The organism is Gemmobacter sp. 24YEA27, assembly GCF_030052995.1.
Classification (GTDB): Bacteria; Pseudomonadota; Alphaproteobacteria; order Rhodobacterales; family Rhodobacteraceae; genus Pseudogemmobacter.
Genome location: NZ_JASJPW010000001.1, coordinates 1,040,092 through 1,053,471, shown reverse-complemented (window position 1 = coordinate 1,053,471; position 13,380 = coordinate 1,040,092). Strand labels below are relative to the sequence as shown.

13 protein-coding genes and 1 tRNA gene are annotated in these 13,380 nt (G+C 63.7%); 6 read left to right on the top strand and 8 right to left on the bottom strand.

Annotation, left to right across the window (positions count from 1 at the left end):
• Positions 1–120: 120 nt before the first annotated feature.
• The 3 genes from QNO18_RS05205 (at position 121) to QNO18_RS05195 (ending at position 3,666) form a co-directional block, all read left to right on the top strand.
• Complete coding sequence (locus QNO18_RS05205; protein WP_283176828.1) at positions 121–1,458, top strand: RNA polymerase sigma-54 factor; 1,338 nt, start codon at positions 121–123, stop codon at positions 1,456–1,458.
• A gap of 37 nt (positions 1,459–1,495) precedes the next feature.
• Positions 1,496–3,529 (top strand): hydantoinase/oxoprolinase family protein, encoded by a 2,034-nt coding sequence (locus QNO18_RS05200; protein ID WP_283176827.1) that lies wholly within the window; start codon positions 1,496–1,498, stop codon positions 3,527–3,529.
• A gap of 60 nt (positions 3,530–3,589) precedes the next feature.
• Positions 3,590–3,666 (top strand) — tRNA-Met (locus tag QNO18_RS05195).
• A 194-nt stretch (positions 3,667–3,860) separates the two neighbouring features.
• Here the strand turns inward: QNO18_RS05195 and QNO18_RS05190 are convergent.
• The 8 genes from QNO18_RS05190 to QNO18_RS05155 form a co-directional block, all read right to left on the bottom strand.
• Entirely contained in the window at positions 3,861–4,109 is a 249-nt protein-coding gene (locus QNO18_RS05190) for a helix-turn-helix domain-containing protein (RefSeq protein ID WP_283176826.1), read from the bottom strand.
• 158 nt (positions 4,110–4,267) lie between these two features.
• The gene (locus tag QNO18_RS05185) at positions 4,268–4,675 is read right to left on the bottom strand and encodes a hypothetical protein (RefSeq protein ID WP_283176825.1); all 408 of its coding nucleotides are present in this window, start codon (positions 4,673–4,675) and stop codon (positions 4,268–4,270) included.
• Entirely contained in the window at positions 4,672–4,944 is a 273-nt protein-coding gene (locus tag QNO18_RS05180; RefSeq protein ID WP_283176824.1) for a helix-turn-helix domain-containing protein, read from the bottom strand. Before QNO18_RS05180 ends, QNO18_RS05185 begins: the two co-directional genes overlap by 4 nt.
• On the bottom strand, positions 4,941–5,333 hold the full coding sequence (locus QNO18_RS05175) for a hypothetical protein (protein ID WP_283176823.1): 393 nt from the start codon (positions 5,331–5,333) through the stop codon (positions 4,941–4,943). Before QNO18_RS05175 ends, QNO18_RS05180 begins: the two co-directional genes overlap by 4 nt.
• Before the next feature lie 492 nt (positions 5,334–5,825).
• Positions 5,826–6,884 (bottom strand): UDP-N-acetylglucosamine 2-epimerase (non-hydrolyzing), encoded by a 1,059-nt coding sequence (gene wecB, locus QNO18_RS05170; RefSeq protein ID WP_283176822.1) that lies wholly within the window; start codon positions 6,882–6,884, stop codon positions 5,826–5,828.
• On the bottom strand, positions 6,881–8,623 hold the full coding sequence (locus QNO18_RS05165) for a hypothetical protein (RefSeq protein WP_283176821.1): 1,743 nt from the start codon (positions 8,621–8,623) through the stop codon (positions 6,881–6,883). Before QNO18_RS05165 ends, wecB begins: the two co-directional genes overlap by 4 nt.
• A gap of 332 nt (positions 8,624–8,955) precedes the next feature.
• The gene (locus QNO18_RS05160) at positions 8,956–9,192 is read right to left on the bottom strand and encodes a glutaredoxin family protein (protein WP_283176820.1); all 237 of its coding nucleotides are present in this window, start codon (positions 9,190–9,192) and stop codon (positions 8,956–8,958) included.
• Positions 9,173–9,571 (bottom strand): hypothetical protein, encoded by a 399-nt coding sequence (locus tag QNO18_RS05155; RefSeq protein WP_283176819.1) that lies wholly within the window; start codon positions 9,569–9,571, stop codon positions 9,173–9,175. The genes QNO18_RS05160 and QNO18_RS05155 overlap by 20 nt, the downstream gene beginning before the upstream one ends.
• Before the next feature lie 76 nt (positions 9,572–9,647).
• Here QNO18_RS05155 and QNO18_RS05150 point away from each other — a divergent pair, with 76 nt between their 5' ends.
• From QNO18_RS05150 to QNO18_RS05140, 3 genes are all read left to right on the top strand, one after another.
• On the top strand, positions 9,648–10,892 hold the full coding sequence (locus QNO18_RS05150) for a helicase-related protein (protein WP_283176818.1): 1,245 nt from the start codon (positions 9,648–9,650) through the stop codon (positions 10,890–10,892).
• A gap of 134 nt (positions 10,893–11,026) precedes the next feature.
• A complete protein-coding gene (locus QNO18_RS05145; RefSeq protein ID WP_283176817.1) occupies positions 11,027–13,066 on the top strand; it encodes a GDSL-type esterase/lipase family protein in 2,040 nt (679 codons plus the stop codon).
• Position 13,067: 1 nt separating this feature from the next.
• Positions 13,068–13,373, top strand: coding sequence for a hypothetical protein (locus QNO18_RS05140; protein ID WP_283176816.1), 306 nt, complete (start codon positions 13,068–13,070; stop codon positions 13,371–13,373).
• The last annotated feature ends 7 nt before the right edge of the window (positions 13,374–13,380 follow it).

The window sequence follows — 13,380 nt, the reverse complement described above, 5'->3', positions numbered from 1 at the left end:
GGGGCATTGCCCGGTCAATTCTGGCGCAAAGCGCGGCAAGAGAGAAGCCGCAAAGCGACCCAGGCCAGGCGGCCTTCTTTGCCGATTGAAGTGCCGCCCGCGCCCCGGCAAAGTCGCGCCATGAAACAGCGCAACCGCATCACCATCGCCCAGAAACAGCGCCTGTCGCTGAACCTGTCTCTGGTCAGCGCGATTTCCATGCTGAAATCGGATGCGGGCTCGCTTGGCATCTGGCTCGAGGATATGGCCGCGCAAAACCCGCAATTGCAGCTGGTTCCTCCGCCGGCGCTGCCCGTGATCTGGGCGCCGCGCTGGCATGATGCGCTGTCGCGGCAATCGCGGGCGGGTGGCGGGACAGAGGCGCTGGCCGCCCCCGCGCCGGGGTTGCAGGCCCATGTCGCGGCGGGCGTGGCACTGATGCGGCTGGCGCCTGCCGAAATGCCGCTGGCGCTGGCGCTGTGTTCGGCGCTGGAACCTAGCGGCTGGCTCGGGCCGCCGCTGAGCCGCATCGCCCGCGATACCGGCAGTACACCGGCGGCGCTTGAAGCGGTGCTGCTTAAGCTCCAGGCGATGGAACCCGCCGGGCTTTTTGCGCGCAACCTTGCGGAATGCCTGAGCCTCCAGGCCCACGACACAGGGGAGCTCGACCCGGTCATGCAGGCGGTGCTGGCCAATCTGACGCTGGTCGCGGCCGGCAATCTGGAGGCGCTGGCGGTAAAGACCGGCGCAACGGCCGAGGAAATCGCGCGCCGCATCCGCATGTTGCGCAGCTATGACCCGAAGCCCGGCGCGCGGTTTCAGCCCGGCTCCGCACCGGTGGCCGAACCGGACCTTGTGCTGCGCGAGGGATCTTCGGGGCCGGAACTCAGCCTGAACCATTCGGCGCTGCCTTCGATCCGGCTGCAGCCCGCAACAGGAGCGGGCGACCGCGCTGCCGCGCGCGAGGTGATCCGCCTTGTGGAAAGCCGCAACAATTCGCTGTTGCGCATCGGGACCGAGATCCTGCGCCGCCAGCCGCTGGTTGCGAAACAGGGGCTGCGCGCGCTTTCCCCCATGACCATGAGCGAGGTGGCGGCAAGTCTTGGCCTGCATCAGAGCACGGTGAGCCGGCTTGTCCAGGGCACCTCGGTCGATACCGGAAGCGGGGTCTATTGGCTGCGCGCGATGTTCTCGCCCGCCGTGCGCAAGGGTGGGCCGGCAGGGGCGGCGATGCGCGATGCGCTGGCGCAGATGATCGCAGCCGAAGACCCGACCGCGCCCCTGACCGATGCAACCCTGGCCGAAGCTTTGGCCGGTGCCGGCGCACCACTGGCCCGGCGCACCATCGCCAAATACCGCGAGCAGCTGGGCATCCCGGTGGCATCCCGGCGCAAACAAGCGGTGAAACTGTCATCCGCGACGCGAAAGCGGGCGGAAAACGTCGCTTCCGGGGATGACCCGCCTTGCCTGCCGCAGTAGCAAGGGGCGCGCAACGAACAGCAGTGAAGGACGGGTCATGGCCTTTTTCCTCGGGGTCGATACCGGCGGCACCTATACCGATGCGGTCATCCTGGACGAGGCGGAGAACCGCATTCTGGGAACAGCCAAGTCCTTGACCACGCGGCATGATCTGGCCGAAGGCATCGGCGGTGCCGTCGATGGCGCGCTGGCGCAATCGGGCGTATCGGCGCAGCAGATCGCGCTGGTCTCGCTGTCCACGACGCTGGCCACCAATGCGCTGGTCGAGGGCCAGGGCGGCCGTGTCGCGCTGATCACCATGGGCTTTGATGAAGATGACCTCGCGCGCGCGGGCCTTTCTGATGCGCTGAAGGGCGATCCGGTGATCCGCATTGCCGGCGGCCACAGCCATGCCGGAATAGAGGCGTCCCCCCCTGATCTCGCACGGCTCAGGGCCGAGGTGACCGCGCTTGGCCCCGAGGTGATGGGCTTTGCCGTCGCCGCCCGTTTCGCCACCCGCAACCCCGCGCATGAGCTTGCGGCGCGCGACCTGATCCGCCAGGTGACAGGCCGCCCGGTCACCTGTTCGCATGAGCTGTCGGCGCGGCTGAATGGCCCGAAACGCGCGCTGACTGCCGTGCTGAACGCGCGGCTGATCGGGATGATCGACCGTCTCGTCGCCGCCTGCGAACGCCATCTGGCCCGGATCGGCGTTGATGCGCCCCTGATGGTGGTGCGCGGCGATGGCGCGCTGATCTCTGCCGCGATGGTGCGCGAGCGTCCCATTGAGACGATCCTCTCCGGGCCCGCCGCCTCGATTGTCGGCGCGCGCTGGCTGACCGGTGCGCAGGACGCGCTGGTCTCGGATATCGGGGGCACCACAACCGATGTGGCGATCCTGCGCGGTGGCCTGCCCGAAATCGATCCCGAAGGCGCCCGCGTCGGCGGGTTCCGCACCATGGTCGAGGCCGTGGCGATGCGCACCACCGGCCTTGGCGGCGATTCGGAAGTGCATCTGGTCAGTGACGGCCTCTCGGGGCGGCTGCGCCTCGGGCCGCGCCGGTTGCTGCCGGTTTCCCTGCTGGCGATGACGGCGCGCGATATGGTGCATGAGGCGCTGGAGCGCTGGCTTTCCGGCCCGGCGCCAGGCGAATATGACGGCCGCTTCGTCGTGCCGATGCGGGGAGTCGAACAGACCGGTGGCCTTGGCCCGCGTGACCGCGCCCTGCTGGAGCGGATTACCGCACCGATGCCGGTCGCGAAGGCGCTGACCTCGCGGCTCGAAGCAGCGGCCCTGGACCGCCTTGTCGCGCGCGGGCTGGTGATGCTTTCCGGCGTGACCCCCTCGGATGCAAGCCATGTTGCGGGTCGCCTGAGCGACTGGGACCGGGAGGCTGCCGAAAAAGCGCTGCGTCTGCTGGCATTGCGCCGCACTGGCGCGGGCGAACGGTTCGCACCCGGCGCCGAAGACATGGCGCGGCGGATCATTGACCAGGTCACCGCCCAGACCGCCGGCTGCCTGCTGGAGGCCGCCTTTGCCGAAGACCCGCGATTCAGTGACGAAGACGCGGCGGCACTGGCGCGCCATCCGCTACTGGTGGCGGGGCTTGACCAGCACCAGGGCGTCATGGCGCTGTCAGCGCGACTGGCCTTGCCGGTGATCGGCCTTGGCGCCTCGGCGCCGTCCTACTATGGCGCGGTGGGCGCGCGTCTTGGCTGTGAGATGATCCTGCCGGAACATGCCGGTGTCGCGAATGCGATCGGGGCCGTGGCAGGTCAGGTCAGCCAGCGCGTCTCGGGCCTTGTGACATCACCGGCCCAGGGGCGGTTTGTGGCGCATTTCACCACTGGCCCCAAAGCCTATGGCGACCGCGACGCGGCGCTGGAGGCACTGGAAACCGAGCTGCGCACCGAGGCGGCCGCCCGCGCGCGTGAGGCAGGGGCAGTCGACCTTCACCTTACCGCCAGACGCGAGATTTCCGAGGCGGGAGTCGAGGGACAGATCCTGTTTATCGAAGCCACCGTCACCGTCACCGCAACCGGCAGGCCCCGCATCGCCCATGGTCCTGGCAAAGCTGAGTCCGCAAACTGAAGCAAAAAGCGCGTATACCCCCTTGACGCTCCTGACCGGCCCGCATATCCCCCGCCCAGTGGCTAGGTAGCTCAGCTGGTTAGAGCGTGCGACTCATAATCGCAAGGTCGAGGGTTCGAGTCCCTCCCTCGCCACCACTTTCAAGCACAAATGTTTGTTTTAACTGGAAATTTCGGATCTCTCCCGAGATATCCGCTTACCTGCCCGCCAATATCAAAACGACTGACGACCACCAATCCTAACCATTGGCGGCATTAAGTCAGCGCGACAAATCACCTTCCGTCGCAACCGAGGGATGATTCGTCTGTCACGCGAAGCAGACCAGAACGCTCTAGGCGTGACTGTAGCTGCGGTTCAGATACCGGCCGATCTCCCGGAAGCCCGCGCCGCCGTCCCGCAGCTCAGCCATCTGCAAGCGCTCCTTGGCGGTGAGCAGGCGCCCGCGCCGGACAGCCCCAACTGATGTCCATGGATCGGTGTCAGCCGCAATCACCCCGGGCGGGATGATCCGGACCGGACAGCGGACCGGGACACCGTAGCGGGCGGCAACCTCGGCCCGGACCTTGTCGGAATAGCTCATGGGCCGTCCTCCGCATTTTTGGCGCAGTGAAGCATGGCGATCCCGGCATTGAGCCGGATCAGCGCGGCCTCACACCCTGAGGGCCAAGGCCTTCCGGTCGTCGTCGGGCTGGTGGCGGGTGGTCATTACGAGTAGCTGAACCAGATCGCGCCCGCCGGTCAGTTCATCGAGAGCGTCGAGGGTTTTGCGCATTCGTCTCCCCCCACCAGCGCGCGGGCCTCGGCCCAGAACGGCGACGTATCGTAGTTCAGGCAAGTGAAATCGCCATGGCAGTGCGCGACCAGCGTCTTCGCCGTCATGTCCTGTGCGGTGGTGGGCGGGATCGCCGTTATAGCATCCTCAACACGATCCCACTCCCGGAAGAAAAGCCGCTCGACTGCGTCGCCTTCGCCCTCGCCGGAAATCTCGTCGTGAACATATGCCCGAGCGGCATCATTTATGTCCACGTACCTGCGATGCAGGGCCATGATCGGCGTTTCGGACAGGGTCAGGGTGCAGGCGCCAACCGGGATCGTGCAGCCCAGCACCGCGGCAGGCGCGAGCGAAAGAATGTCGCGCCGCTTCATGCCTCACCCCTCCTGCGCCGCTCATTGACTACCGCGCTTCGGATGGTGCTGTGATCCCGGCCAAGAGCCATGCCGATCCTGGGATAGCTCATGCCGTGGCGGCGGGGGGTGAAGCAGACCAGGGCGCGCAGCCTGAAGTCCTTCTGCTTGCGGCTTGGCCCGAAGATCACCGCAGGCTTCACCCCGGCCTCTTTCGCCACCTGGCGGGCAATCTCGCGCACAGTCACGCGCTCCATGCGGAGCGATGCCTTGTCACCCTCGGTTATCATGCCGTCACCCCCGATTTGATCAGGCGCAGGGCGTGGCGCAGATAGCTGACGGCCTCGGCAATCTCGCCGGGGCCGGGCGCGGGCGCGGTGATCGCGTCCAGAGCAAGGGCAACTTGGTCGTACAACGGGTCACGGCGAGCGGGCGGCAGATGGAACTGCCCCATATCGAGCCTGGTCACGGTTTTCGTACTCGCGGTCAGAACCGGCTTTCGATGGCCTTCTGCCAGCGACAGCCTGGCGCCGGGACGTTCGAAACCTGCTGAAGACAGGTGGGACGCTTTTCGCCCCAAAAGGGTATTGCATGGCGCGCCTTCCCCGACATAAGCCATGGGTCGACGGACGGTCGCCAGGCTGTCGTCCTGCATCCCGCCAAGGATGCGCTCGCCCAACGCCTCCGCGCCAACGGTGGGCCGTAAAAATCGGCAGTCGGGTATATCTCAGTCCGGGTTTCGACGCCCACGGAAACAATGCTCCCGCTCAGTTCGGAAATCAGGCACAACCCTGCGGGGTTCGGCTTGGCATGCCCACTATGGACGCTGCTGATGGCCCAGGATCGCTGAGATCCTCCCACATCTGAGGCGATCAGCCCGTCCGTGTTGGAGAGTGAACTCGCTTCGGCGTTATTGCGCAATTCCCGCCGGAGAAATGATGCCCCCCTTTCCCGGCTGTCATCACCCCACGCGGACGGTCCCTGCCGTTCCGAGGTTAGAGCTACGGTTGATCAGTGCGATGCAGATCTGGATTTCGGCAGTCAGGCGGGCCGGTGATGGTTTGCCAATGTGGACCGTCTGACCCCCTGGATTCAAAATTTGAATCCTTTACAGCCAGAGTTATGCAACAATGACCAGCACGAGGCAAAAGCTACACTTGGTGAAGTCCGGTCAGCGACTCCGATAGAGGAAGTCAGAAAGGATGCGGGTGATGGCACCGGCGCTGTCGCCTGTACCGTAATCGGGAATCGACCGTCGCCCGGTCTGGCCTTTCTGTGTCCAGAGGCGGTTCCAGCCGGCTTCGATCGTCTCAACCCATTCGGTTTCGTCACGCAGCGTTACGCAGGGAACGGAATGGAAATAGGCTTCCTTCTGCACCCCTCCGGAGTCAGTAAGCATCAGCCGGGCATCACCGAGAAGTCGGTGGAAGTCAAAATAACCCTGCGGCTCAATCACCATGATCCCATCCAGATCCAGGCTCGCGGCCACTTGCCGGGTACGCGGATGCAGGGGGAGCACCAATGGAACACCCTCTGCCGCCGCGGCCTCGCGCAGATAGGCGATAACCCGTGCCAGCTTTTCGGGCGAGGAGGTGTTCTCCGCCCGGTGGATGGTGGCGAGGCAATAGCTCTTCGGCGTCAGGCCGAGGTCCCTGAGGATATCGGAGCGGGCGGCCGACAGGCCGCGGGCATGCAGCGTGGCGTCGAACATGACATCGCCCACCTCATGCACCTGCGGTCCGGTGATTCCCTCGGCGGCCAGGTTGCGCACAGAGAGGCCAGTGGGGCAGAACAACAGGGCGCTGAGGTGGTCGGTCAGGACGCGGTTGATCTCCTCGGGCATGGCACGGTTGAAGGAGCGCAGCCCCGCCTCGACATGGGCGATCGGAATGCCCAGCTTTGCCGCCGCAAGCGCACCCGCCAGGGTGGAGTTGGTATCCCCATAGACAAGCACGAGGTCCGGGCGGTTCTCAACCATGACCGTTTCCAATGCCGCCAACATCCGGCCCGTCATCTCGCCGTGCTGGCCGCCATGAATGTCCAGACTCCAGCGCGGGGCGGGAATATCCATTTCGGTAAAAAAAATGTCGGACATATTGGCGTCGTGGTGCTGGCCCGTATGAACGATCCACTCGGTTAGTTCCGGGTGGGCGCGCAGCGCCCGGCTGACCGCTCCCGCCTTTACGAATTGCGGCCTGGCGCCGACCACAGTCAGGATTGATTTCGTCATGCGTCCATTCCCGTCTTCTTCTGGGCGAAGGAATGCCCGGTCAGCCGGCCGATCTGCTCAAGCAGTTCGAGGGTGCCGCCGCGGCGAGTGAACCGGTCATTATATGACACGTCGCGCCGCCTGACCGCGGGCGTATAATCAGCGATGAAGGAGGCAAGTCCCTCAGGCGTATTCTGTGCCCAATAGATTCCCTCAAGCCCTTTCAGCACCTCGGCAACCGCGCCGCCATATAGTGGGCCATGGGTGACGATCAGGATGTCCAGACTATAGGCCAGGTAGTCGTAAAGCTTGGTTGGCGTTTCGAATCCGGTTTCCGAGACGAAGACGATGCCACAATCGGCCTGCGAGATCAGGCCCAGCACTTCGGGGTAGGGCAGCGTGCCGTGCAGCTCCACCTGAGGCGCCTCCTGGTCGGCGGGATCGATGCCTGCGAGGTTACCGATGTGATGCAACCGGTGGCGCATGGGATCCAGCGCCCCGATCAGCGCCGTGGGCGAGCGATCATGGAAGATCGTCCCGGCATGGACGAAGTGGATAGACGAATCCGCCTCCCGCCAGCGTGTCCGCGCTTGTACGAGGGTGCGCTCGTCAAAGCCGTTCGGGATGACTTTGACCGGCACATCTTCCAGCGACTCAACTTTGGCGACGCAGTCGTCGTTGACGACGGTCACCAGGTCGGCCTGGAGGTTATAGCCCTGTTCGAGGTAACGGACAGCTTCCCGCGCCTGCGGCGTGAAAGCCATGCGTGGATTGTTGGCAAAGGGATCGCGGTAATCGAGGATCACCCGCGCATACCAGCGGCGTTTGGCCCAGGTGGTGAAGTCGAAGACCGCAAAGGGATTGCCTGACAGAATCACCACGTCGTATTGATCGTCTGCGGCCTCGAAATGCCGCTCCAGTGCGATGCGCCAGTAATAGGAAAGCGTTGAGGCGCTCTTGGCATTCAGCTTCTCGCTGTCGAGGAAGGGAACGGCCCAGCTTTCAGGCTTGCCGTCGGGCCTGATCAGCACGGCAGGGCCCCGGTCGGGGATGATCCGCACATTCTCGGGAGGGTTCGGCCATGGTGTCGCCGTGGCGAGGGTGATCTCCACCTCTCCCTGCGACAGGGCTTCCATCTGAGCGTGCCAGTAATTGATCCGCTGCACCCCGACCGTTCTGGATGGGCCGGAGAAATAGGCGATCAGCAATACCTTCAGCTTCCCCGAGCCGGTCTTCCCGGATGGTTGGAGGCTGACCGGGGTGGCGCGCACGGGCTCCAGCGCGCGGACGATGGCCTGTGGACCATCGGAAGCCAGGACACCGGTGTAATGGGGAACATAGGCGCGGCGGAACTGTTCCTCTATGTCGGCATCGGCAAAGATGCACAGCGAAGCTGACCCGATCAGGGCATAGTCCCCGACGAAAACACGCTGAAGGGCCTGTGCGAAGGTCAGGCCATAGGAAAACAGCCCCTGGGCCGCGCCCAGCAGTGCCAGGTCGCGCAGAGGATTGCCATGCGAGATGATCAACGCGCGGTCTGGACCCAGGCGGTCTGAGATCCAGCGAGCGACTGCAACCCATTCGTCGAGCTTCCCGGCCGCGATCGCCGCAGCCACATCCAGTCGCGCAGCAGGAAGGGCAATGCGGTGGCCCTCGAAACTCAGCTCGCCCGGGACGTGGCGGATGCGGGGAAGATCGTCGAGGCCAGGCAGGGCGGCATCGCCAAGCGCCAGCGCAGACGTGAGGACCGGGGCGTTCATCGTCTCAGGTTCCTTCTGCTCCAGCTGTGGCGGCCAGCGCCGGGTGTGCGGCGGGCGGAGTGAATACCTCGCGAACCCGGATATACGATCCCCCGTAACAGGGATAGTCCTGATAGTTTGTCGTGCCGGACTGTCTCCGGGCAAAGAGCGGATTGATCGAGCGAACAGGAGCGACGGGAGCCTGCATGGCAGACATCGGGATGGCGTTGCTGAAGGGCCGCCCACGGCATCCCGGGGCGGCTCTCAGCAGACTTTTTGTTCGAAAATTTGGTCTAAAAGGTGACGACCTGTGCAACCCCTGCACGAGTTCATTGCCGGGCTTCCCGGCATTGTCACCTCAGCGTGGCGATCTTTCCCGGCTGAGACCCTGCCCGGTGCCGGCACTCTTCGATGACCACGACAGGCACCTGCCGGTATCCAAGGCTCTGGACATAGTCCATAGCCTTGGCCTCCCCGGTCAGGTCGATCACGCCATACCGGATCCCGGCCTGATCCAGCGCGCGATTGGTGGCATCGAACTGACGTAGCGGGGTTTGCCGCAGAGGATGATCATCGCGCGCAGCCCGCATCGATCAGCGCGATCAGCCTAGCCCCGCTCACCACCACGCGGTCAACCAGCGAGACCGCCGGTACCGCCGCATGATCAGCCCTCGCCGCCCGCGAAGCATCGTAGAGCGCCTCACCGCTGGTTTGCGTCCCGTTCATGCAGCCAGCGGCGAGCAGCGTCAGGTCATTGCCGAGATCAGGCGCATCATGCATGTCCTTTCGGGTTCTCGCATATGCCTCTGCGGCCTCAGGCGCGGCCTGTTGCTTTGCGCACATCCCCATGCGTTCCGAGGTCGCGGACAGGCCGAGCGCAAGCAGCACCTCGATCACCTGCAGATGGCATTCTGGTGTGCCGCCCAGAAAGCGTACGCTGGTCACCCAGACCTCAAGGACGCTGGACAAGTATGGCATCCGCCACGGGGTTGTGCAGGGCATCAATGATCGCTGGTCGCCGCGTGAAAATGTTCAGGTTTGCTCTGTGCAGACGCTCGCGAAACGCACCCTCCCACGATCCCCGAACCTGTTCATTTATGACGAATGCCATTGTCAGTATGCGGACACGCTAGCTTTCATGGACCGGCATCCTGAGGCTATAGCCATCGGCCTGACCGCCACCCCCTTTGCTTCCGGCATGGGGAACACGTGGCAGGGAATGGTGAATGTCATTTCGACCAACCGCCTCATCGAAAGCGGCTACCTCATTCGCCCGACCATCTATGTCGCCAAGAGCCCGGACGATGCAGATCTGAGCATCAGCATGGGGGAATTCTCAGGCGCCAGCGCCGGTGAAGCTGGTATTCGTATCATCGGCAATGTGGTCGAGGAATGGATCAAAAAGACCCGCGAGCATTTCGGCGGGCCGGTCAAGACCATCGTATTTTCACCCACGGTCGATCACGGTCAGGTGCTTTGCCGGGCGTTTGCAGATGCCGGGTTCAATTTCCAGCAGGTGAGCTACAAGGATGGATCTGACGATGATCGAGCCGCGAAAATCGCCGAGTTCAAGCGGCCCGACAGCATCATTCACGGTCTGGTTTCCTGCGCCGCGCTGACCAAGGGTTTCGACGTTCCCGACATCCTTTGCGGTATCAGTTGCCGCCCGTATCGCAAAAGCCTTTCCAGCCACATACAGGAGATCGGGCGCATCATGCGCTCGCACGAAGGCAAAGACAAAGCCCTCTGGCTTGACCACTCCGGCAACATCGAGCGCTTTGCCGTTGATATGTTCGATGTCTGGGAAAATGGGCCAGGCGAACTATCGAAGGCCGAGAAGCGCGACAGCACCCCCCGCAAGCGCGACGAGACCACGCGGGAGAAAGCGGTTTGCCCGCAATGCTCAGGTGTCCTGCGCTCCGGTAGCTGTCTGGCCTGCGGCTATGAGCGACCAGCCCGCTCTGAGATCGTCGCCGTCGAAGGGTCGATGCGCGAGTTTGATCCTGAGGCGCTGGGCCTCACAGCGCGCAAAGGGCTGCGGGCCGATTGCCTGAAAGACCCCAAGGCCGTCTGGCTGGCTGCACTGGCTTACACGCACGGGCACAGCACCAGGGGCGCGGATCATGCGCTCAAATGGGCAAAGGGTATCTTCCACGGTGTTTACCCGAACGACTGGCCTGCCAGAGCGTGGGGCACCGCGCCGCCTCAGGTTGCTGACCAGGGCGCCTATGCGTTGATCGAGCGCGAGCAACAGCGCTTCCGCAAAGGCAGCAAGCGGAGGCGGACATGATCCATATGTCATTCTCTGACGCACTACATGCGGGTTGCCAGGCGGTAGGGATTGAAGTTCCGCGCAATACCCATCCTGGAAAGTGGGTTCAGTGCCCGGTCACAGGCAAGGCTCGAACGAATAAATCAGGCCGCGTGTTCGTTTTTGATGATGGCAAGGGTGGGGTCTGCTGGAATTGGGCGACCGGCGAAAAACACACCTTCCGGGCTGGCGAGGAAGGCATTTACACGCCTGCGGTTCGCCGTCGCGACCCAGGGGCAGAGCGCCGCGAGCGGGAAGAGCGCGAGGCTGTCGCCCGCGTCTGTGCCGATATCGCTAAGACCAGCCAGCAGGCGCAGCATCCATACCTCGCGCGCAAGGGCTTCCCCGAAGAGCTGGGACTGGTCCATGAGGCTCCCTGGCGCCACTTCCCGCACGGCCCGCTTGGCGAGGCCCTGACGCGCGCCATGCCGCAAGGTGATGGCCCCTGGCTGATCGTGCCGGGCCGCATCGGCCAGCGCGTGACCACGGTGCAATTCATCGCCCCGGACGGCAGCAAGAAGAACATCCTCAACGGCGTGATGGGCGCCGCCAGCCATCGCATCGCCACGGGGCGCGAGACGTGGGTCGGCGACACCTCGATCATCATCCGAACCGCCAGCGGCAAGGCGAAGCTCTGGTATCGTCACAATGGAGAGGGGCGGCATATTCGGCCCTTCAATGGGCTGCCTATTGACGTGCTGGGCGGCGGTTTCACCATCGCCCCGCCCTCGTGGCGTGAGGATATCGGCGAGGCCTATTCGTTCATCAAGGGCGGCCTTTCAGACATCGCAAACCTGCCCGGCATTCAACCTGGCGCCATGGGAGAAATCGCAGCCCCTGTGGTCACCGCGATCCCCGCCGGCAACAAATACATCAACGGCTTCTTTTCGGTCGGAGGACTGAGGCGGTCCACGCTGGTTTTGGGTGAGCTGGACGACGCCCCGGCGGCTGTCTGGCGCTTTGGCGGCCAGATTGCCAAACTGGCCCGCGCGCTTGGCGACCCCTTCCGGCAATACCTCAAAATCAGCCTTCTGGGCGACAGCATAACCTGGGGGCAAACTCTGCCCGAGAACGGCGCTGATACGCCGCGCGATGCGACTGGTTCGGATGCCAGGAACCTTTACAACACGGCCTCCTGGGCCAATGAGCTTAAACGCTGGATCGGCAAGCAGTATGCGGACGGGGCCGCGCCGGTCCTCTCGAATTGGCCCGCCAGCCCATCGGGCGAGAGTATCGCGACCTTCTCGCGCACCGATGGGGTGTTCCCGGCAGGGCCAAAGTTCGCTGTCACGATCACCGGGGGCAGCTTCACGCAGCAGGTGCTCTATAACGCCGCCTATCCCTACGGCGCGCAGCATCGGTTTACTGACGGATCGGGCGGCACAAGCTCTGGCAAATATGCCTTCAAGATGACAGGCAAAGAGTTCACCTTCTGCTTTGCCGCGCTTTCGACTGGCTGTCTTGATTATACGGTCTGGGTCAATGGGTTGCAGCTTGGCGGCGTCTATTCGACCACGCTGGGCGAGGATGGTAATACCGCGATCACCCGTCGCCACCACGCCTTACCCGGCTATACCGTTGATGCGGATATCGAGATCCGCACGGTGAATAATGCCGGGGCCGGGGCGACGCAGTCGCTTTATACCTATGCCATCGAGTTCCGCCGCCAGATCGTGATTTCCAATCAGGGGATCAACGGCACGTCCTTTATGACCTATCGCAACAATATGCTGACCTCGGGCGGCTTCGGCGATGGTCTGGCGGTTGATGCCGAGGACGGGTTTATCTTCATCCAGCTTGGGACCAATGACCGCGGCAAGCGCCCGGACCTGTCCTATACGCTGTCCGAGGCGCGCGGACATGCGCAGGCGCTGATCGACACGGTGAAAACCCTCTCGCCCACGGCCAAGCTGATCATGATGTGCGCCAACCGCCCGACGCTGGACGGCCCGCCCGATTTCAAATGCACGATGGGGGATATCCGGCAGATGCTGCTGGAGACGGCGCAGGATAACACACTGGACCTGATCGACAACTATGCGCCTTTCGTGCGCGCGGATGCCGGCAAGTTTCTCGCGGATGGGCTGCATCCCAACCGCCCCGGTCATGGGCTGATGGCGCGCAATATCATCAACGCAGTGAGGGGCATGTGACATGTGGATCAAGGCGACGGTAAGGCTGCGGCGCGGTGGCAATTGGCTGGTAAAGCCCAATGCAGAACAGATAGATGGCAAGCGACACATTTTCCATGACCTTGCGGGTGTTAACGAAAGACCAAGCTCGGCTTACTTTGGCGAGGTCGAGTATACACCTCTACGTTATGGCTGGCCCGATGATGCTCCAGTTTGGCTGGCGGCTGGCGACCTTGAGGATATTGCGCCTCTGGAGGTGGATGAGCTCAGTCAGGTGCGAGCTCAATTCCATCATGTTTTGATTCAAGCAGGGTCAAGGGGAATGTAATGCTGGG

Coding starts and splice junctions, on each gene's coding strand:
- QNO18_RS05205 (WP_283176828.1), top strand. CDS start 121: ATGAAACAGCGCAACCGCATCACCATCGCCCAGAAACAGCGCCTGTCG.
- QNO18_RS05200 (WP_283176827.1), top strand. CDS start 1,496: ATGGCCTTTTTCCTCGGGGTCGATACCGGCGGCACCTATACCGATGCG.
- QNO18_RS05190 (WP_283176826.1), bottom strand. CDS start 4,109: ATGAGCTATTCCGACAAGGTCCGGGCCGAGGTTGCCGCCCGCTACGGT.
- QNO18_RS05185 (WP_283176825.1), bottom strand. CDS start 4,675: ATGAAGCGGCGCGACATTCTTTCGCTCGCGCCTGCCGCGGTGCTGGGC.
- QNO18_RS05180 (WP_283176824.1), bottom strand. CDS start 4,944: ATGATAACCGAGGGTGACAAGGCATCGCTCCGCATGGAGCGCGTGACT.
- wecB (WP_283176822.1), bottom strand. CDS start 6,884: ATGACGAAATCAATCCTGACTGTGGTCGGCGCCAGGCCGCAATTCGTA.
- QNO18_RS05165 (WP_283176821.1), bottom strand. CDS start 8,623: ATGAACGCCCCGGTCCTCACGTCTGCGCTGGCGCTTGGCGATGCCGCC.
- QNO18_RS05160 (WP_283176820.1), bottom strand. CDS start 9,192: ATGCGGGCTGCGCGCGATGATCATCCTCTGCGGCAAACCCCGCTACGT.
- QNO18_RS05140 (WP_283176816.1), top strand. CDS start 13,068: ATGTGGATCAAGGCGACGGTAAGGCTGCGGCGCGGTGGCAATTGGCTG.